The following is a 19,500-nucleotide window of genomic DNA, read 5'->3' as shown; positions in this document are numbered from 1 at the left end:
TCACGAACCGCTCAACAGCGCGTCGAGCTGCTCGACGGTGATCTCCGGCTCCGGCGGAATGACCTCGCGCAATCGGTCGAGGCGCTCTGGGAACAGTTCGAACCCTGCACTGTCGAGCAGCTCCGACTCGACTTCGGCATACACCTCGCTTGTGTACTGCCGAAGATACGCCGCAACCACCGCCTCGAATACATCCTCGAAGGGCCGGGGTTCGAATTCCTTGCGCCCCGTGACCTCGTAAAGCTCCAGCTGACCGCGAGCACGCAATGGCGCAACCAATTCGCCTTCCTTCACGGACGATACGAGCTGAGCCAGCTTGGAATTGATCTGGCGTATCTGCGGCAACGTGTTCCAGCCCAGGGGCTCGACTTCTCCGCCCAGTTCCTGCTGCAACGCGTCCAGGCCGACCCCGCCCTCGTCGACCGCTTCTTCCAGGCGCGCCATCCGGCTCCTGGCCTCCTGCGGACGATCGAGCCCAAGACTCAGACGCGTCAGGTTCCACTGCACCGGCGGCGTGTACTGCCCGATGTTGCTCCGGTAGTAGAGTTCGAGCCGGTCTCGGTCATCCGCTACCCGCTCACGCAGCAGCCGCTGCCGCATCTCGCCGACCAGTGCACGCTCTTCCCAGGCGCTCAACTGAGCCGCCACGGTCTCGCCGGAAAACAAGGCCTCGCGGCCGCAATACTCGTAAGCAAGCTCCTGGCGAAACTGCCGATTCAGGAACTGCCAGGCGAAGTCCATGGGAATCCGGTCGCCAAGACTCTCCAGCGTCCCGTCTTGCGTTGCGAGAACTCCCCTGAGCCGTGCGCGCAAGTCCTGCAGGCGCAGGGTGTAGTCCTCGGCAACCAGCACGGCTTCCTGCTCGGCGCCCGCTTCAACCAATTGTTCCAGATCCGCCTGGCTCACGATGCGCGCCGACGGTGACGTGTTCTTCGCCGCCAGCTCTTCGATCGCCGCCTCCAACTTCTCCGAGCCGAGTTCATTTCTCAGCACGGGCACGGCCTCCCGCCGGGAAAGCCGACGCTCGGGGAGAATATCGTCAACCTGGAACATGTGAACACCGTCGGCGGTAACCATCGGTTCACTGGGCACGCCCTCATCCAGAGAGAACACCAGACGATCAAAGGCCTGCGGCAACTCGCCAGGCGTCACCCAGCCGATGCGGCCTTGCACATGTCGACTCTCGGAATCCGACTCCGCCCGGGCCACACGCTGAAAATTCTCGCCGCGCAGGATGCGTTCGCGAAGCGCGCGCATTTCGGATTCCAGATCGTCGATTTGTTCGCCGGACTCGCGCCGAAGATAGATGTGAAACGCCGCCCGTCGCTCCGGCGCCTGAAACCGATCAAGGCGCTCGGTATAGGCCTGGTCCAGTTCCTCGTCCGACAGCCGGAGCGAGGCCGGCGCGACCTGCGCCAGGCAGGCACGAACGGCAAGCTGCCGCTCCATCATGGCTCGCGACCGGCGGAAACCCTCACTCTGCGCCACTTCGGCCCGGCTGGCCCGCTCGAGCAGTATCCGCTCGACCGCCAGCTCGCGAATCAGGTCCGCATACCAGGCGTCGAGCCGAGTACCCGGCGTCGGCCGCTCATCAGCGGGAAGGGCGAGAATACGAGCGTCAACGTCGGCCAGTGAGACCTCGCCACCGGCGTAACGGGCCAGCACGTCAGGGGCGGCAGGCGCGCCCGAAGCGGCCTCGGGATCGCCCTGCTCGACGTCCTGGCACGCGCAAAGCAGCCCCAGTGCGCCGAACAGCAGCGCAATCGACCTTGCCATGGAAACGATCAGCCTTGCTCGAGTTTACTCGACCCCGAACTCCATCAGCTCGACCGGGAGAATATTGCCGGTGGCGCGGATCAGGCTGTTATAGACATTGCCCAAATTGAAAGTGCCGGTGAAATCAGGTGACTGTCCGCCGGTGTAGCCGACCAGGCCGTGATAGCCCTGGCCATTGGTCGTTCCCTGACCGAAGGTCGGAACATAGCCGGTGTTGGCATCATCAAACAGCACAAAGAAACTGTCGCCGGGGTAATTGGCGCCAATGCCGGTAAAAGTCACCGTGGCGGTCGCGCCCGTCAGCCCGGTAATGGCGGTGCTGAAAATGGCTGTGGCGCCACCGCCTGCCGTCTGCTGCCCGTACACGGCGAAAAAGGCCGTATCCGTTGCAGCAGCGGCAGTGCCGGCCTCGAGAACGGCCATCACGGTGTCCACCGTGCCGCTGGCCACGACCGGCACGCCGGTGTTCGTATCGAAACGGTTACCGACCAGCGCCCCACCGCCAAAGCTCGTGCTGCCCACACCGTCGTCGTAGGTAATCGTCCCCATATCCCTGGATCCGGCACGGGCGCTCGCCGTGGGGTTCGACTCGCCGCCGCCTGACTCTTGCGACTGAACGGCATTGCGGTAGAAGCCGTCGACGGGCTGTGCATCTTCCCGCTCCGCCCGATTCATCTGCTTGACCTGGAACCACAGCTCCTTGCGCTCCTCCGGATTCATGGCCTGAAGCGCCGCCTGGCGCTCCGAAGCGTTCATTGCCCGCAGTTCGGCAATGCGCCCGTCCATGTCGGCGTCCTGCGCCCAGGCCGGTGCAAACGTCACGGCGAAACACGCGGCTGCGGCAAATATTCTGATCTTCATGATTCATCCCCTTGTTTGAGCCCGGGAGCTGTCGAGCGGACAGGCACGCTGGAAAGTGGCTTGGTCGAAACACCCAGCATTGCGGCGAACCGGGTCTGACTCGCAAATCTAGCCCACGGGTATACCCCTGTCAATGTTGCGCCCGGGCCCGATCCATGAAGCGCCCAAGCGCCACGCAAAGAAGCATCGTGGACATGCGCTCAATCGCGTATATTCGCAGCGTGTCATTCGATACCTCTTTCATTGCCGGGGGACGCTGCTCCCAGGGCTCGGCGGCCAAGGCCACGAAGCATCGCACGTTGACCCGATTTTCAATCTTCGCTGCAGCGGCCGCGGCGGCTTCGCTTCTTTTTGCCTGCGCCAACGCACCGAGCAACAGTCAAGCGGTTGCCGTATGGGACGGCGGCCGGCTCGAACGCGACGACTACGAGGCCTGGATCGCCTGGCAGCAGCTTGCACCGTCTTCCGAATCGGTTCGCGAACTGGCGTTGATCGAGTCCATGGCCGATTCGGCTCGAGCGCGCGGCAAGGCCGATAGCCCGGAGGTCCAACTGGCCGCCGAAGCCGCGCGCCAGAAAATTCTGCTGCCGGCGCTCCGGAAACACCTCGATGCGCAGGTCGCGATCACGGATGATGATATCGAGGCCCTGCAGGCCGTCCATCCCGACGCCTTCGTCCAGCCACGAAAGCTTTTCCTGCGCGGCATCTACAAGCGCCTGTCGGACAATGAAGCAGAACGAAATGATGTTCGCCAGCAGATGCAGGACCTGCGAGCGCAAGTGCTGGATGGCGCCGACCTGAAGGAACTGGCAGCCCGGGAATCCGAATCCCAAAGTCGTTATCGGCAAGGAAGTATCGGCTTCGTGGATCCCGATGTTCTGCCGCCGGCGGTACGCGAGGGTGTCAAAGACCTGGAGGTGGGCGACACGAGCCCGTTGATCGAACATGGCAACGGCCTTGCCTTCTACGCCTGTGAACGGATCAGGCCGGCCGTCCACCCCGAAGAAGACGAGGTTCGCCACAGGCTAAGGCAGAACCTGTTCCGCCAACGCAAGGCGGCACTGACCCGGGAACTGACGGAGAAGCTGGAAACGCGGGTCGAAGTGACCGCGAGCCAGGACCGCGCACTCACCGTCGGCGACTACACGCTGCCAGCCGGCTGGATCGAAGCGCTGATCAGCAAGCGGCGGCCCGAACGCAACCCCGAGGACCTGAACACGCAGCAACGGCAGCAGCTGCTACGCGAGTGGGGCCTGCGTATCGCCATGGCCGATCACGCCGAATCCCTGGGCCTGGCCCGGTCCGAGCCCCACGCGACCGCTCTGCGCTGGCGCCACCGCCAGGCCCTGGCAACCAACGAACTGCGCCATCGTGTCGACGCACGACTGCACGCGCCGAGCGAGGAGGAGCTCCGCCGGCTCTTCGATCAGCGCAAGCACCGTCTGCGCAACCCGCCCGCCTACCGCGTTGCCGCCATCCAGTTTGCGGACGCCGAAGGACTGCGGACGGCAGCGACGGTCGAGCGTGCCCGCGACACGGTTGCGCGAATCCATGCCGGGCAAATGGATTTCACGCGGGCCGCGCGGGCGTTTTCCATCCACGCATCGGCAAAGCGGGGCGGCGTCCTGGGCTGGCTGACGCCACAACAACTCGGATCCCTGGGTGTCCGACTGGTCAAACCGGTGCGCCAACTGGCGCCGGGAGAAGACACCGGACTGCTGCGCCTGCAAAGCGGCCTTTGGGCGGTGAAACTGCTCGACCAGCGCGAAGCGACCCCGATGACCTTCGAGCAGGCAAGGGAACAACTGGGCGAGACGCTGAGGCAGTCGCAAATCGAGCGCCTGCAAGCGTCGGTTCGCGAACGGCATCTGGAAGAATTGAACCTTCGGATCTTCGAGGGCGAACTCCGAACTCAGTGATCGGAGGGGTACTTGGGCGGCGCGCGCATCACGGGCGTAAAGCGCTTGCGCTCACCGCTGAGCGAAATGCTCTCGACGTAGTAGAAGTATTCCTGGCCGCTCTCGATATCGTCGTCCACGAAGCGGTAGTCGCGTGGCAAGTCGGTGGTGCCGCCGCCTTCCAGCGGCTGCTCGGTGATGCGCTCGAAGCGACCGTCACGGCGCTCCGACCGATGGACATCGAATCCGAAGTTGTCCGATTCGCTCGCCGTTGACCAGGTCACCGTGTTGCTCAGCTCGACCTGCCCTGCCTCGGGAGCGACCGCGCAGCCGGCCATTACCGCGACCGAAGCGGCCGCCAGCAGCCTGCCCAAAGTCAGCATTCCCGCCATCGCTTTGCTGCCCTACTCCGCCAGCGACAGACGGGTCACCTTCTGGAACCCCCGCGGCAGCTTGCGGCCGCGCTGGGCGCGTTCGCCCCAGTAGTTCTCGGTATCAGCCCAGCTGAGCCTGAGATAGCGCTGCCCGGCCCACACCAGGCAGTCCTCGCCGGCGGCGATGACGATCGCGCCGGCCACCTTCTCGCCGGCCTTTTTCGCCTTGGGCGGGATGTTGATGAGCTTGTTGCCCTTGCCCTTGGACAGCTCCGGGACTTCGCTGAGGTAGTAGGCCAGCAGGTAGCCTTCGGTGGTGGCGCAGACGATGACGGCTTCTTCATCTTCGGTCACCGGGGAGATGGGTAACGCGTCGTAGCCGGCCGGCACCGTCAGCATCTGCTTGCCCGCCTTCTGGCGGGTGTGGAGGTTTTCGAGCCGGGTGACGAAGCCGTAGCCGGCGTCCGAGGCCAGCAGCGCGCGATCCTCGCTCGCGCCGATCGCCAGGCTGCGGAAGACGGCGTCGGGCTTGGGACTGAAGCGGCCGGTCAGCGGCTCGCCCAGGCTGCGCGCCGAGGGTAGTTCGTGGGCGATCAGGGAATAGCTTCGGCCGGTTGAATCGAGGAAGCAGGCCGTCTGGGTGCTGCGCCCGCGCGCGGCGGCCAGGAAGCCGTCGCCGGCGCGGTAGTTGAGTTCCTCGGGCTTGATATCGTGGCCCTTGGCTGCGCGCACCCAGCCGTTGTCGCTCAGGACCACGGTGACCGGCTCGGAAGGCACCAGGTCGGTTTCCTTCAGGGCCTGGGCGGCAGAACGCTCGACGATCTGCGAGCGGCGCTCGTCGCCGTAGGCCTCGGCGTCCTCCAGCAATTCGTCGCGGATCACGCGCGTGAGCTTTTTCGGCGAAGCCAGGATCGCCTCGATCTGCTTGCGCTCGTCTTCGAGCTTGTCCTTTTCACCCTGGATCTTCATCTCCTCGAGCTTGGCCAGGTTGCGCAGCTTGAGTTCGAGGATGGCCTCGGCCTGGGTGCCGGTCAGGCCGAAGCGCGCCATCAGGACGGGCTTGGGCTCGTCCTCGGTGCGGATGATGTGGATGACCTCGTCGATGTTGAGGTAGGCGATCAGCAGGCCGTCGAGGATGTGCAGTCGATCGACCACCTGGTCAAGGCGGTGCTCCAGGCGCCGGGTGACGGTCTGGCGACGGAACTCGAGCCATTCGACCAGCAGGTCCTTGAGGTTGCGCACGCCGGGCCGGCCGTTGAGGCCGATGACGTTGAGGTTCATGCGCGCGCTCTTTTCCAGGTCGGTGGTCGCGAACAGGTGGTCCATGAGCTGCTCGAGATCGACGCGGTTGCTGCGCGGCACGATCACCAGGCGGGTGGGATGCTCGTGATCGGACTCGTCCCTGAGATCGGTCACCCAGGGCAGCTTCTTCGCCTGCATCTGGCCGGCGATCTGCTCGAGCACCTTCGCCGGCGAGACCTGGTGCGGCAGGGCGGTGATGATGATCTCCTCGCCTTCCTTCTCCCACTTGGCGCGCTGGCGGATGCCGCCGGATCCGGTCTCGTAGAGGTTGAGCAGGTCTTCGCGCGAGCTGACGATTTCCGGACCGCCGGGAAAGTCCGGCGCCGGAATGTGCTCGCACAGCTCGGCCACGGTCGTTTTTTTCGGCGCCTCGAGCAGGCGAATGCAGGCCGAGACCACCTCCCTGAGGTTGTGCGGCGGAATATCGGTGGCCATGCCCACGGCGATGCCCTGGCCGCCGTTGAGCAGCACGTTGGGCAAGCGCGCCGGCAGCAGCTTGGGTTCCTTGAGCGTGCCGTCGAAGTTGGGCACCCATTCGACCGTGCCCTGCCCCAGCTCGGCCAGCAGGGTCTTGGCATACGGCGCCAGGCGCGACTCGGTGTAGCGCATGGCCGCAAAGGACTTGGGATCGTCGGGCGAGCCGAAATTGCCCTGCCCGTCGACCAGCGGGTAGCGATAGGAAAACGGCTGTGCCATCAGCACCATGGCCTCGTAACAGGCCGAGTCGCCGTGCGGGTGGAACTTGCCGATCACGTCGCCGACCGTGCGGGCCGATTTCTTGTGCTTGGACGCGGCCGAGAGCCCCAGCTCGCTCATGGCATAGACGATGCGCCGCTGTACGGGCTTGAGACCGTCGCACACGCTGGGCAGGGCGCGGTCGAGCACCACGTACATGGCGTAGTCGAGGTAGGCGCGCTCGGCGTAGGTGCGCAGGGGTTGCTGTTCGAAGTCGCCGGAAACGGGTTTGATTTCACTCATGGCGGGGGATTGTCGCCCAAGACGGGCGACCTTGCCACAGCGATGAAGCCGGATTGGTCGCGAGCACCGTCGCCCGGCGCTCGCAGCGGGTCAGGTGGCCGCCGATCGGCTCAAAGCAACAGCCAGGCGATGACCGCGAAGGTCAGCAGGACACAACCGGCGGCAAGGGTGTACACCTTCACCGGCGTCGCGTCGCCGGGAGACTTCGGCGCGGGTCGATCACCCTGGGGCGCCGGTGCCTCGGTCGATTCCTTGAGGACGTCGAGCACTTCGTCGGTGGTCTCGTCGTCGAAGTTGAACGGGTCGAAGCGATCGTGACCGCGGCGCTGCAGGCGTTCGCGCAGCCCCCGGTCCAGCGTGAGGTATTTCATGGCCCAGAGCTTGAAGCGGCGGCGCTCGATCGGGCGCTTGCGCAGCAGGGTGACTTCGCGGTGACGCGAGTCGTCGTGGAGCTTGTTGTAGAGCTTCTCGACGGCCTCGCGCTCGCCCTCCAGGCACTGGAAGAAGATGTCGTTGCCGAAGCACAGCACGCCGCCGATTTCCTTGGGCTCGTTGTTGCGCCGCGACTGGGTGAGAATCCGGCCGATCTCGGGCTCGACCCCCAGCCCGCCCCTGTTGCGCTCGACGTTGGAACGGCTGGCATAGACCAGTTCGATCAACTCCGACATGTACGAATCCCCTGTTGAATGATTGAAACCAGCAACAGGTTACGCACCGCCGAGTCGGCGCGGGGTGAAGGCCGGGTCAGTTGGCCAGGTCGACGTCGCGCCGATCGCTATCCAGCCAGGCGATCACCGCACCCTCGTGCAGGAACTCGATCCGGCTGTTGGCGGGGTTGTAGCGCAGGGCAATGCCGGCCTGGCCGTCGAGTTCCAGCGGGACACCGCCGTCCATGCGTATGGAGTTCGAACCCAGATCAAGTCCGATATCGAACTGTCCGCGCATCCAAAGGCCGCGCCGACCGTGCGTGTGCCGATCGAATTCGATGCCGGTGCGGTAGTAGCCGGCCTCGGACGTTCCGGCCAGGCGCAGACCGGCCAACCAGCTGCCGTCCATACCCGGCGACCACCAGGGATGGTCTTCCGGCAGCGGGCCCGTCTGGACCTGCAGCGCGGCAGCGCCCTGGTGCGCCTTGTTCTGGATGTTGAGGCCGACGAGGTAGGAGCGTTCATCGCCCATGTCATAGGTCTCGATACTGCTGCCGATCGCCGCACCCGGGCCGTGGGCGAACACGTCGGCATGGTAGGCGGCCGCCCAGCCGGCCCCGCGCTTGTGGAGATTGACGATGCTGCCGACGGCATCGCCGCGATCATGGTTGGTGTCGAGATTGAGGAAGAAAGTCCAGGGAAACGACGTGGTGTCGGGCGGCACGTCGTTGTGCTGCTGCAGACCCATGAGCGAATGGGTGTAGCCGGCATCGCCGGGATTGGGGGCGTTGTTGTGGCGACGGTAGTCCAGCGGCGCATTGACCGGCAGGAACTGATCGGGGTCGACATTGTCCGCATCCGATGGGTCGACGAACAGGGCTTCGCGCGGACCGATCTCCAGGTGGTCCCAGTCGGGAAACGGAAAATCGACCGCAGCCCAGGCCAGGCCGGCAAAAAGGGTCGTGGCGACTACCACCGCGCGCCACGGCAAGCGCCGCGACAGCCCCTGGCTGCCCTGGTCCCGGACAAACCGATCCAGATCACGTCCGAGAATGCGTCGATGCTGCCCGATCTTCATCGCGACCAGGCGACCGGCCGCGACTTCCGCTTCGATATCACCCACCGGAACACGGAGGAGTTCGGCGGCCTGGTCCAGGGTCATGACAGACGGTGATTTCATGGCACTCGGCTCCGTTTGCGATCCAACACGAAACCAGAGTGTACGCCGGTCTGTCGTCCCGGCCAATTCGTCGGAGCGGTCCCGGATCGGGGCTGCACCCCGACCGGAACTTCAATTCATACTGTTCTCGATGGCATCAACGCTTGACGAATTTCAGGGTGAAGCGGTCGCTTTCGCCGATCTCCCGGTACTTTTCTTCATCCTCGCCCTCGGGCACGCGCAGGCTCGGGGGCAGGGTCCACACGCCGTTGGGGTGGTCGGCGGTGTCGTCCGGGTTGGCGTTGATCTCGGCCGCCTCTTCGAGCACGAAGCCGGAGGATTCGGCGATGCCCACCACCCAGCTTTGCTTGACGTAGCCGGTGCGCGGATTGCTCTCGGCGTCCTCGGGCAGGCGGTGGCCGACCACGCCGAACACGCCGCCTTGCTTGAGGACCTCGGCGGCCGCCTCGGCCACATCGCGGAAGGTGTCGTCGCCGGCATAGCTGTGCACGTTGCGGAAGGTCAGCACCATGTCGGCCGAGCCGGGTTCACCCAGGTCGAGCATCTCGGGCGGGTCGAAGGCGATGACCTCCACCTCGCCGAAGCGCTCGGCCGAAATCCGTTCCCGATAGGTCGCCATGCCGGGCTCGTAGTAGCTCGGCGCGTCTTCCTTGTCCATGTTCCAGTGGGCCGCCACCAGCTGGCCCGCCTCGGCCAGGTACGGCCCCAGGATCTCGGTGTACCAGCCGCCTCCGGGTGAGATTTCCACCACGGTCATGTCCGGCTCGATGCCGAAGAAGGTCAGCGTCTCGTAGGGGTTGCGGTACTGGTCGCGCTCGGCCTCGGCCGCCGGGCGCTCGTCGCTTTCGATGATGCGCTTGAGTTTTTCGTCGGCCAGGGCCGGGACGGCCAGCATCAGGGCCGAAATCGCGAGACTGCTTGCACGCAGTGCATTCATGGTGTCACTCCAGTATTGCCGTGAGTTGGAACAACCGGTGCCCGCTTTGCGCGTACTTGCGCTCGAACGGACTGACCGGCTCGTCAACCTGAAAAGATACCACTTTCACGTCAACGACTCCCGCCAGCGCCAGGGCGCGCGCGAACTCATCGACGTAGAGCTCGAAGTTGCTGCGCAGCACCAGCCGGCCGCCCAGGGCCAACAAGTCGGGAAATGCCGGATGACCGTGCCAGCGGCGCTTGAGATGACCGGGTTTGGGCCAGGGATTGGGATAGAGCAGGTAGTGATGCGCGGGCCGCCAGCCGGCCTCTCCCATCAAACGCCAGATATCGGCGAGTTCGGCGCGGACCAGGCGGGCATTGGCCGGCCGTTCCGGCGCTTTGCCCAGGCGGGCCAGGCTCTTGTCGACGCCAACGACCAGGCAGTCGGGGTGCGCATGCGCCAGCCGCGCCGTGGATTCGCCCGTGCCGCATCCGGAATCCAGCACCAGCGGGCGATCAGGATCGCGCGATTCGGCCAGTCGAGCGAAGGCTTGCAGGCTGTAGTCGTGAATCGGCGACTGCCATCGGTGGCGCAAATGGCGCGACACGGTCTCGCCGAGCCGCCGGTGCGGTCCGGCCTGCGAAGTCCGGGGCGTGCGCGAGTCAGCCATGGTCTATGGCCTGGGAAAGGAATGGTGGGCCGTGAAGGACTCGAACCTTCAACCAATAGGTTAAAAGCCTACTGCTCTACCATTGAGCTAACGGCCCGAAAAGCGAGCCGCGTATGATACCCCCACATGGCCGGGCGCTCAACAGTCCGAACCCTCCGATTCGTTGCGGTAGACCTCGAACGGCCGCTCCGCCTCCTGCATGACCGCCTCGCCGTCGCGCTCGATCGGCACGGCAACGACGCGCACGCTGCAGGCTTCCGGCATGTCTTCGCCCTCGCCGGCCGGGATGTACCCCACCGCCACGCGGACTCCGGCCCCCACCGGCAGGCTGCGCTGCCCGGGCAGGCTGAAGCCCTGTCCGCCTTCGAGCACGAGCACCAGGTGATCGCCGCCACCGAGCTGCGAGGCGTCGAGCAATTGCACGCTCTGGACGACGCCTTCGAGCGTTTCTTCTCCAAAAGCCTGCCCCAGGGGCATGATCAAGCCCAGGAGCAGGCCGGCCATCAATCGTCGGGGCATTTCCATTCCTCTTGCTGATTGAGCGGGTTCACTGTTGTTCCGACAGATCCAGTATGACTTCGTGAATGCCGTCCTCGTCGGCGGGCTCGACACGAAAACCGAGATCGCGCGAGAGGCCGAGCATGCGCGTATTGTGCTGCAACACCTGCCCGACGACTTCACGCACACCGGTCTCGCGGCAGTGGCGAATCAGTCGCGACAGCAGGATGCGGCCCAGGCCGCGTCCCTTGATGTTCGAACGTACGACAACCGCGAACTCGGCCCGGTGCCCGACCGAATCAAGGGCAATGCGCGCAACGCCGAGCGTACGGCCATCCTCGTCGACGGCGATGAACGCCATTTCGCGCTCGTAATCGATCTGGGTGAAGCGGGCCAGTTGCGTGTGCTCGGGCTCGCGAATCACCCCGAAAAAGCGGAACCGGATGTCTTCGGCCGCCAGGCTGTTGAAGAAGTCGCGATGGGCCGGCTCGTCCTCGGGCCGGATCGGTCGCAGGGTGATCTCGCCGTCGGCAAAGGGCACGCGCTCGATCAGGTGGGTCGGATACGGCGCGATGGCCGGGCGGGTTCTCGGGCCGGCGTCGGCGCTTCTCAGCTGCACCCTTGCGTCCAGGGCGACCACGCCCTCGTCGTCGGCCAGCAGGGGATTGATGTCGATCGACTCGACCATGTCCAGATCGGTCATCAGGCGTGCAACGCGCACCAGCACATCGCAGACCAGGTCGGCCCGCGCCGCCGGGTGGCCGCGGTAGCCGGCCAGCAGCTTCGACACGCGGGTTCGATCGATCATCTGCCGCGCCAGGCTCATGTTCAGCGGCGGCAGCCCGATGATCGTGTCGCCGACGACCTCGACCGCCGTGCCACCGCTGCCGAAGAGCATGACCGGGCCGAAGACCGGATCGGTGCTGGCCCCGACGATCAATTCGACGCTGTCGGGCCGACGCAGCATCTTCTGCACCGAAAAACCGTCGAGCCGGGCGTGAGCCAGTTGCTCGACCCGTCTCGCGATACCGCCGGCGGCCTCGCGCACCGACTGCTCGGATTCGAGATCCAGCACCACGCCGCCGACATCGGACTTGTGCGTGATATCGGCCGAGATGACTTTCAGCGCCACCGGGAAGCCGATCTCCGCGGCCAGGCGGGCGGCCTCCTCGGGCGACCCGGCCCGGCGGGTCTCGACCGCCGGGATGCCGTAGGCGGCGAGCACGCACTTGGCCTCGACCTCGCTCAGCCAGGTGCGCGCTTCGCGCCGCGCGCGCTCGAGAATCACCGTCACCGACTCGGGATCCATGCGCGCGGAAGTCGGCATTTCCGGCGGCGTTTCCATCAGGGCGACCTGGTTGGCCCGGTACTCCTGCAGCGTCAGGAAGGCGGCCACGGCGTCGCCCGGCGACAGGAACCCGGGCAGGTCGGCGGCGGCGAAGGCCTCGTAGGCCTCGCGCGCGGACGCACCACCCAGCCAGCAGCCGAAAACGGGCTTGGCCAGTTTCGCGGCCTGCGGCGCCAGGGCCTCGGCGATCTCGCGACTGCCCGCCATCGCGGTGGGCGCGTGCACGATCAGCACGGCGTCGACTTCCGCCGCCTCGGCCAGAATCGCCAGGGCCGACTGGTAGCGCTGCGCGCTGGCGTCGCCGATGATGTCGACCGGGTTGCCGTGCGACCAGTTGCGCGGCAGCACCTCGTCGAGCCGCGCCAGGGTGTCGGCTTCGAGCTCGGCCAGCTCGCCGCCGTTGAGAACCAGCTCGTCGGTGGCGAGGATGCCCGGCCCACCGCCGTTGGTGAGAATGGCCAGGCGATTGCCGTCGTGCGGACGCACCCGGGCCAGGAATTCGGCCGCGCGGAACAGGTCCTCGATGCCGTACACGCGCAGCGCACCGGCGCGGCGGATGGCCGCGGCATAGACTTCATCGCGCCCGGCCAGCGCCCCGGTATGCGAGGCGGCGGCCTTCGCACCCGCGGGCGCGCGGCCGGACTTGACCACCACCAGCGGCTTGTTGCGCGAGGCCGCCCGCGCGGCCGACATGAACTTTCGCCCGTCGGTGAGCGCTTCCATGTAGAGCAGGATCGATCGCGTGCGGGCGTCCGAGCCCAGGTAGTCGATGACGTCGCCGTGGTCGACGTCCAGTCCGTTGCCGAGGGAGACGAAGGCGGAAAAGCCGATCTCGCGTTCGGCCGCCCAGTCGAGCACTGTCGTGGCCAGGGCGCCCGACTGCGTGACGAATGCCAGGCGCCCCGGAGCCGGCCGGCCCGGCGCGAAGCTGGCGTTGAGCCCTTGGCCCGGCACCATCAGCCCGACGCAATTGGGCCCCAGGAAGCGCAGCCCGTGGCGGCCGGCGTGCTCGAGCATTTCGGCGGCGAGATCGCGACCGGCGTCCGCGCTCGCCTCGTCGAAGCCGGCGGTGATGATCACCGCCGCGCGCGTACCAAACGCGCCGAGGTCTTCGATGAGGCCCGGCACGGTCTCCGGCGGCGTGCAGATCACGCCCAGGTCGGGCACTTCCGGCAGGTCCTTGGCTTTGCGGAACACCGCGCGCCCGGCAACCTCGCGATGCCGCCGGTTGACCGGGTAGAGACCGCCCTCGAACCCGCCGTCGAGCAGGTTGGCGAACACGGCCTGGCCGATGCTTCCCGGTCGATCGGAGGCGCCGAAGACCGCGACCGAACGCGGTCGGAACATCCGATCGAGATGGCGAATGGACATGCCCGGCTCCCAGGGTCAGGAATTGCAGTCGCCGGAGCAGATTAGCACGGCGGCTGGGGCGGACGGCCGCTCAGCCCTTCTTGCCCAGCCGGGCCTTGGCGGCTTCGTAGACGGCCTCGAGTTCGTCGTGGTCGAGATCGGCCAGGTCCACCGCCCGCTCCCGCGCCATCGCTTCCATGCCGCGAAATCGGCGTTCGAACTTCTGGTTGCAGCGCCGTAGCGCCGCGCCGGGGTCGACGTCGAGCTTGCGCGCCAGGTTGGTGATCACGAACAGCAAGTCGCCGATCTCTTCCTCGATGTTGTCGTCGTCGGCCTTGGCGAGCGCAGCCCGCAGCTCCTCGGCTTCCTCGTGCAGCTTGTCGAAGATCGGATCGGGCCCGGGCCAGTCGAACCCAACCCGGGCAGCGCGCTTTTGCAGCTTGACCGCGCGGCGAAGCGCCGGCAGCCCGCGCGAGACGCCGTCGAGTGCACTCTCGTCGGCCTGCCCCTTTTCCGCCCGCTCGGCGGCCTTGATCGCCTCCCAACTGGCGCTCTGCTGCTCAACGCTGTCGAAGGACGCGTCACCGAAGACGTGCGGGTGGCGGCGGACCAGCTTGTCGGAAATGGCCTCGGCGACATCGTCGAAGTCGAACAGCGACCGCTCCTCGGCCATGCGGGCGTGGAAGACCACCTGGAACAGCAGGTCGCCGAGCTCGTCGCGCAGGTCGTCGAAGTCCTCGCGCTCGATGGCGTCGGCCACTTCGTGCGCCTCCTCGACCGTGTAGGGGGCGATCGTGCGGAAGGTCTGCTCGACATCCCAGGGACAGCCGCGCTCGGGATCGCGCAGGCGCGCCATGATGTCGATCAGTCTCTCGATGGCGTTGCGTTCAGACATGATGGCGGCAGGATACCCGAAATCGCGAGCAACCCGTGGCGAGCGCAACGGGCCGTTCAGCCACCGGGCCAGTCGTTGATTAAGCGCCACAAAGCCTGCCGCCGCTTCCCGCCCACGATCACGACCAGGTCGCCCGGGCGGCCCATCCCGAGCGCCGCTTCCACGCCCTCCTCCTCGCTGCCTTCCACGCAAGTCACGGCACCCGGCGACACGCCGGCTGCAAGCAGGCCTTCGCGCAACAAACGCGGTCCGTCACCGGGGGCGCGATCGAATATCTTGCCGAAGTTCTTGCAGACGTAGTGGTCGAAGTGGCCCGCCGCCGCCCCGGCAGTCTCGCGAATGAAATCATCCTCGTTCTTGTTGTTGCATGAAAGGCAGACAATGCACCGGCCCGTGACCGAAAGCCGATCCACGAACTGGCCAAGCGCGCTGACGCCGTCGGGATTGTGGGCAAAGTCCACGCAGACGTCGAAGGGCAATTCCCGGAAGAAATTGAGCCGACCCGGCGTTGTCTCGAAGCCGGCCTGCAGCCCGCGCAGGCCGGCCGCAATCGTCTCGGCCGACTGATCCATCAGCCAGGCAACCATCGCGGCGCTGAGCGCGTTGGACACGTTGTGCCGGGCTGCGCCGTCGAACGCCATCGGGATATCGTCGACGGCAATCACCGCGACGCGGCGACCGCTGTCGCTGATCACCAACCACTCACGCCCATCGAGAAGCTCGACCGCGCCGACGGCGACCGCCCGCCCGAACAGCTCATGCAGTTCCGCAGCCGAGCGTGACATCGACACCATGCCGGACACACGCGCACCCAGCGGCTCGATCATGGCGCGGCATTGCTCGTCATCCGCGTTGAGAACGACCCGGCGGGCCCGCTCGAGGATGCTGCGCTTGAGCCGCGCCAGGTCCGCCACGCTGCGCAGACCCAGGAAGTCATTGAGATGGTCGGCGGTGACATTGAGGCATACAGCGACATCGCAGCGATCGAATCCAAGGCCCGCGCTGCCTGCACCGCCTCGCGTCGTTTCCAGCACCGCCACTTCCGTGGCGGGGTTGTCGAGCACGGTCAGGTGCCCGGGGAGAAAGCCGTCCTCGAACTCCGAGATCATGGTCCCGCCAACGTAGGAACCGTCGGAACAAGCCAGCCCGGTGGCGTGCCCCGCGGCGCTCATGATGCGCTCGAGCATGCGCGTGGTGGTTGTCTTGCCGTTGGTGCCGGTCACGGCAATCACGGGAATCCGGGCGCGGGCCGAATCCGGGAAGATCCAGTCGACGAATGCTCGCGCCGCTCGCTGCAGGTCGCTGTCACCGGCAGAGAAAACGCGATCGAGTTCGGGCGCGAGCTCGACGTCGATCACCGAGCCGGCACCATCGATGGAAGGACCGGGTTCCGGCTGGACGAGGGTCACCATCGCCAGGCCGACACCCAGCGACCGGGCCAGTTCGAGCGCCAGCCGCTGCGCATCGGCGTGACCGTCCACGCGCCGCCAGTGGTCACCATCCGCTTCGATTCGCTCGAATACCGCGATCGCGGTCTGTCCGGCAACAAGAACCCTGAGCGTCGTCCCCGCGAGCCAGGGCTGCACCAGCACTCGCGGACTGTACTGCAGCGCCCACCCCGCTTCCCGCACCACGGCTTCGCGATCGGCCAGCGGCCGTGCCCCTGCGGCCACGCGACCACGCTGGCTGGTTCGCAGACAGACCGGATAGCCGAGACGATCCGCCGCCCGGGCCGCCTTCAGCGTCGCCCCGAACCAGCTTCCATTCTCACCACCGGGCAGGGAAAAGCCTCGCGCCGCGAGCCATCCGAAAAGGGCCTCACGGTCGCGAACCAGCGCGAACACGTGCTGCGACCGGCTGACACAGAAGGTGCCGTCGACCGTGTGCTGGCGATGGCCGTAGCCGAGACGAAGCAGGCCGTTGGGCCGGATGCGAAAATCGCCTTCGACCGGGTGGAACGGTGGCCGGTCCATGCGCAGGCAGGGTATGCCGCACGATCGGGCCGCGTCGTGGATGGCCCGGGTATCGGCCGGCATGGCCGTCGCAACTGCCTGCGCCAGAAAGCGATCGATGCGTTCGGTCAGGGCCGAGAAGCGCCCTCCAGCCGGCGCCTCTGGATGGTCCTCGTCGAGGAAGGATTCCACGATGGCCTGCGCGATATCGGCGGCATCCCTGCCGACATCGGGCGCTTCGTATTCGAAGAAGACGCGAAAGGAGTCGTTCGCAGCAGCTGCCAGCACACCGACTTCCGCAACCGGATGACGGGCGGCTCGTTGCAGCGAAATGCAGAGCCCGGCGTAGACATGCCCCAGCAGCCCGACCTCGGTCCCGCTTCCGTCCACAGAATTCTCGTACGCTGCGACTTCTTCTGCCAGCGCCGGGTGAATGGATTGCAGGCGGCGGCTCAGGCGCGCGGCGGACCTGAAACCGGCAAGCCCTTGCCATTCAGCCGGCTCGAGCGCGAAAGCCTTTTCGATCACCGTCAGGTCGCTGCGCCGATTCGGTCCCGCATACGTCAGACAGCTGGTCTCACGCATGAACAATCAGCCTGGCGTACGCAGCAGCAAGCTGGGGCAACGATCGCCAAGCTCGTAATCGGGAACGTGACACTCGAGCTCTTCGAAGGTCTCTGCCAGCACCTCGCGCGCCTCCTCGAGGGTCGGAAAGGTGTAGCGGGCCGGGCTGTCGCGGTAGACCTCGATGGTGCGGATCGCGTCGAGCGACCAGCCCAGGCGAGCGGACAGGTCTTCGGCTGCCACTCCGGCTTGAGCCCAGCGACGCCAGATGTCGCGGACCGGAACGCCTTCATCCAGGTTGTCGTGAAGCGCCATGGCCAGGCGCCACTTGAACACGTGAAAACTGCCGATCGACCCGGCCGCAAGGTCATCGAACACGGCTGCGGGCGACTCGCGCTCGGGCGATTGGACAAACAGGCGGATCACGAAGCAGCCGCCGGGGCGAAGCACCCTGCAGAGCTCTCGACACAGGCGGCGGTGCGCCTCGACGTTCTCGAGCACCGTGAAACAGCCGTCGCCGACGACGCAGTCCAGGCTGTCGTCGCCAAGCGGCTGCTCCAGCCAGCTGGCGCACACCGGCATCATGGGCACGGCAGCCCGGCGCGGCAGAATTTCACGAATCATCGCGACGCTGCGATCGACCGGCAGGAGCCGGCTGCCTTGCGGCCACGCCATGCCGGCGAGTTCAGGGGTGACGCCCAGAAGCGCGTTCCGGATCGATCCGCCGCCGACAATCCGACACGCCCGATGCACCAGCTGTTCTGCAACCGCAACGTCTTCGCGATGCGGACGCAATGGCGGCCCGACACTGTCCCACTGCAGGGCGTGCCGGCGCCAATGGTCGCCGCTCGGCCCGGGGCTTTCGCCCGAATCCATTGAGCTGTCCGACTCCAATGCAGCCACCTCGGTGTCGATGTCTTCTGTCAACGTGGCGGAAGGATAACCCGGAAATTCGCGCCCCCGAGTTCGCTGCGCTCGAGCTCGAGCCGGCCGCCGTTGGCCTCGACCAGCTCGCGCACGATCGACAGGCCCAGGCCCTGTCCGTCGCGCCGCTCATCGCCGCGTTGCCCGCGCTGGAACAGGCGTTCGGCCTCCGCCGCCGCGATGCCGGGGCCGTTGTCCTCGATCTCGATGATCACGCCGTCGCGGCGCCGGCCCGGCTCGCCGGCCCGCACGCTCGCGCGCAGGCGGCCGTTGCCGTACTTGGCGGCATTCTCCATCAGGTTGCCGCAGACCTCCCACAGGTCGCGCTCGTCCATGTGGGCGACCCGGTCGGCCCCGCCGGAGACCTCGGCCCGGAGTTTCGAATCGACGTGCAGGCGCTCGAGCGATTCGGCCATGCGCTCGAGGATCGGGCGCACGGGCACGGCCGCCGGCAGGGCGCGCCGGGTCGAACGCTGCGCCCGTTCGAGCTGGCGGCGGATGATCTGCTCCATGTCGTCGAGGTGACGGGCCAGGTCCGAGGGCCGCGCCGGCTCGCTCGACTCCAGCCGCGCGCGCAGCACGGCCACCGGGGTCTTGAGGGCGTGCGCCAGGTCCGCCAGGGCCTCGGAGTAGCGCCGAGCGTTGTCGCGCTCGGCCGCCAGCAAGGTGTTGAGATTGTCCGTCAGCGGGCGAAGCTCGCGCGGATAGCGCCCCTCGATGCCCGCTCGCCGCCCCGATTCGATTTCGCTCACCTCGTGCGCCACGCGCCGCAGGGGTCGGAGGATGAGCAGTAGCAACACGACCTGCCCGATGATGACCAGCACGGCCGCCAGGCCCAGCCAGCGCCAGAGGTCGCCGCGGAATCCGGCCAGTTCCATGCGCAGGCGATTGGGGTCCTCGGCCGCCCAGATGGTCAGGTCGATGATATCCCCGCCGGGCATCTCCCAGCCCAGGCCGATGGCGAACACGTTCCAGCTGCCGTCTGCCTCGAGACCGCGGAACAGCTCGGCGTTGCGCTCGATCAGGCGGGCGTTGGGCTGCGGCTCGACCCCCATCAGCGAGGGCGAGCGCCACTCGCCTTCGGGCGTCATCGCGCCGCCGTGAAGGCTCGATCCGGGACGATTCAGCCGCGGCTCGGCGAGGGAATCCGACAGCCTCGGCTGCCCGTCGGCGTCGACTTCGATGGTCGACAGGATCAGGTACACCACCGCCTCGAGACGCTCGCGCATGTTCGCCTCGGCAGCGTTGGTGAATACGCGATCCATCGCCGCACCGACCGCGGCCAGCGCGATCAGCAGGGCCAGGCCGGCACCGACGAGCAGGCGAAGCAGCAGCGAGGGTGACCGGGCCGTGCGTTCAGCCAC

At 66.7% G+C, this 19,500-nt stretch carries 15 protein-coding genes and 1 tRNA gene; 1 reads left to right on the top strand and 15 read right to left on the bottom strand.

Features of this window, described 5'->3' with window-relative positions; genetic code table 11:
* Both ACDC67_RS05665 and ACDC67_RS05660 read right to left on the bottom strand, forming a co-directional pair.
* Positions 1–1,776: a peptidylprolyl isomerase gene (locus tag ACDC67_RS05665; RefSeq protein WP_376691349.1), complete on the bottom strand. Its 1,776-nt coding sequence runs from the start codon at positions 1,774–1,776 to the stop codon at positions 1–3.
* A gap of 24 nt (positions 1,777–1,800) precedes the next feature.
* Positions 1,801–2,562, bottom strand: coding sequence for a hypothetical protein (locus ACDC67_RS05660; protein ID WP_376691347.1), 762 nt, complete (start codon positions 2,560–2,562; stop codon positions 1,801–1,803).
* Between the two features lie 269 nt (positions 2,563–2,831).
* On the opposite strand from ACDC67_RS05660, the gene ACDC67_RS05655 reads away from it, so the two are divergent.
* Positions 2,832–4,556, top strand: a complete 1,725-nt coding sequence (locus ACDC67_RS05655) for a peptidylprolyl isomerase (protein ID WP_376691345.1) — start codon at positions 2,832–2,834, stop codon at positions 4,554–4,556.
* Here ACDC67_RS05655 and ACDC67_RS05650 read toward each other — a convergent pair.
* From ACDC67_RS05650 to ACDC67_RS05590, 13 genes are all read right to left on the bottom strand, one after another.
* A complete protein-coding gene (locus tag ACDC67_RS05650; protein WP_376691344.1) occupies positions 4,550–4,918 on the bottom strand; it encodes a hypothetical protein in 369 nt (122 codons plus the stop codon). The two genes, ACDC67_RS05655 and ACDC67_RS05650, sit on opposite strands and share 7 nt — an antisense overlap.
* A gap of 21 nt (positions 4,919–4,939) precedes the next feature.
* A complete protein-coding gene (gene parC, locus ACDC67_RS05645) occupies positions 4,940–7,189 on the bottom strand; it encodes a DNA topoisomerase IV subunit A (RefSeq protein ID WP_376691343.1) in 2,250 nt (749 codons plus the stop codon).
* A gap of 110 nt (positions 7,190–7,299) precedes the next feature.
* Positions 7,300–7,857, bottom strand: coding sequence for a BLUF domain-containing protein (locus ACDC67_RS05640; protein ID WP_376691342.1), 558 nt, complete (start codon positions 7,855–7,857; stop codon positions 7,300–7,302).
* Positions 7,858–7,933: 76 nt separating this feature from the next.
* Positions 7,934–9,016 (bottom strand): helix-turn-helix domain-containing protein, encoded by a 1,083-nt coding sequence (locus ACDC67_RS05635; protein WP_376691341.1) that lies wholly within the window; start codon positions 9,014–9,016, stop codon positions 7,934–7,936.
* Positions 9,017–9,152: 136 nt separating this feature from the next.
* A complete protein-coding gene (locus ACDC67_RS05630) occupies positions 9,153–9,953 on the bottom strand; it encodes a class I SAM-dependent methyltransferase (protein WP_376691340.1) in 801 nt (266 codons plus the stop codon).
* 4 nt (positions 9,954–9,957) lie between these two features.
* Positions 9,958–10,605, bottom strand: coding sequence for a tRNA (guanine(46)-N(7))-methyltransferase TrmB (trmB, locus tag ACDC67_RS05625; protein WP_376691339.1), 648 nt, complete (start codon positions 10,603–10,605; stop codon positions 9,958–9,960).
* A 22-nt stretch (positions 10,606–10,627) separates the two neighbouring features.
* A tRNA-Lys gene (locus ACDC67_RS05620) sits at positions 10,628–10,702 on the bottom strand.
* Between the two features lie 41 nt (positions 10,703–10,743).
* Entirely contained in the window at positions 10,744–11,124 is a 381-nt protein-coding gene (locus tag ACDC67_RS05615) for a hypothetical protein (protein WP_376691338.1), read from the bottom strand.
* A 28-nt stretch (positions 11,125–11,152) separates the two neighbouring features.
* The gene (locus ACDC67_RS05610; protein ID WP_376691337.1) at positions 11,153–13,822 is read right to left on the bottom strand and encodes a bifunctional acetate--CoA ligase family protein/GNAT family N-acetyltransferase; all 2,670 of its coding nucleotides are present in this window, start codon (positions 13,820–13,822) and stop codon (positions 11,153–11,155) included.
* A 70-nt stretch (positions 13,823–13,892) separates the two neighbouring features.
* Complete coding sequence (gene mazG, locus ACDC67_RS05605) at positions 13,893–14,696, bottom strand: nucleoside triphosphate pyrophosphohydrolase (RefSeq protein ID WP_376691336.1); 804 nt, start codon at positions 14,694–14,696, stop codon at positions 13,893–13,895.
* Positions 14,697–14,752: 56 nt separating this feature from the next.
* Entirely contained in the window at positions 14,753–17,233 is a 2,481-nt protein-coding gene (locus ACDC67_RS05600) for a Mur ligase family protein (RefSeq protein WP_376691335.1), read from the bottom strand.
* A 6-nt stretch (positions 17,234–17,239) separates the two neighbouring features.
* On the bottom strand, positions 17,240–18,088 hold the full coding sequence (locus ACDC67_RS05595; protein ID WP_376691334.1) for a methyltransferase domain-containing protein: 849 nt from the start codon (positions 18,086–18,088) through the stop codon (positions 17,240–17,242).
* 47 nt (positions 18,089–18,135) lie between these two features.
* On the bottom strand, positions 18,136–19,500 hold the full coding sequence (locus ACDC67_RS05590) for an ATP-binding protein (RefSeq protein ID WP_376691332.1): 1,365 nt from the start codon (positions 19,498–19,500) through the stop codon (positions 18,136–18,138).

Origin of the sequence: Wenzhouxiangella indolica (genome assembly GCF_042310355.1) — a bacterium.
GTDB lineage: Bacteria > Pseudomonadota > Gammaproteobacteria > Xanthomonadales > Wenzhouxiangellaceae > Wenzhouxiangella.
The sequence above is the reverse complement of the archived record's forward strand: the minus strand, read 5'-3'. Positions and strand labels throughout refer to the sequence as shown.

Excerpts from the sequence above, each read along its gene's own strand:
- ACDC67_RS05665 (WP_376691349.1), bottom strand. The coding sequence starts at position 1,776 with ATGGCAAGGTCGATTGCGCTGCTGTTCGGCGCACTGGGGCTGCTTTGC.
- ACDC67_RS05660 (WP_376691347.1), bottom strand. The coding sequence starts at position 2,562 with ATGGACGGGCGCATTGCCGAACTGCGGGCAATGAACGCTTCGGAGCGC.
- ACDC67_RS05655 (WP_376691345.1), top strand. The coding sequence starts at position 2,832 with ATGCGCTCAATCGCGTATATTCGCAGCGTGTCATTCGATACCTCTTTC.
- ACDC67_RS05650 (WP_376691344.1), bottom strand. The coding sequence starts at position 4,918 with ATGCTGACTTTGGGCAGGCTGCTGGCGGCCGCTTCGGTCGCGGTAATG.
- parC (WP_376691343.1), bottom strand. The coding sequence starts at position 7,189 with ATGAGTGAAATCAAACCCGTTTCCGGCGACTTCGAACAGCAACCCCTG.
- ACDC67_RS05640 (WP_376691342.1), bottom strand. The coding sequence starts at position 7,857 with ATGTCGGAGTTGATCGAACTGGTCTATGCCAGCCGTTCCAACGTCGAG.
- ACDC67_RS05635 (WP_376691341.1), bottom strand. The coding sequence starts at position 9,016 with ATGAAATCACCGTCTGTCATGACCCTGGACCAGGCCGCCGAACTCCTC.
- ACDC67_RS05630 (WP_376691340.1), bottom strand. The coding sequence starts at position 9,953 with ATGAATGCACTGCGTGCAAGCAGTCTCGCGATTTCGGCCCTGATGCTG.
- trmB (WP_376691339.1), bottom strand. The coding sequence starts at position 10,605 with ATGGCTGACTCGCGCACGCCCCGGACTTCGCAGGCCGGACCGCACCGG.
- ACDC67_RS05615 (WP_376691338.1), bottom strand. The coding sequence starts at position 11,124 with ATGCCCCGACGATTGATGGCCGGCCTGCTCCTGGGCTTGATCATGCCC.
- ACDC67_RS05610 (WP_376691337.1), bottom strand. The coding sequence starts at position 13,822 with ATGTCCATTCGCCATCTCGATCGGATGTTCCGACCGCGTTCGGTCGCG.
- mazG (WP_376691336.1), bottom strand. The coding sequence starts at position 14,696 with ATGTCTGAACGCAACGCCATCGAGAGACTGATCGACATCATGGCGCGC.
- ACDC67_RS05600 (WP_376691335.1), bottom strand. The coding sequence starts at position 17,233 with ATGCGTGAGACCAGCTGTCTGACGTATGCGGGACCGAATCGGCGCAGC.
- ACDC67_RS05595 (WP_376691334.1), bottom strand. The coding sequence starts at position 18,088 with ATGGATTCGGGCGAAAGCCCCGGGCCGAGCGGCGACCATTGGCGCCGG.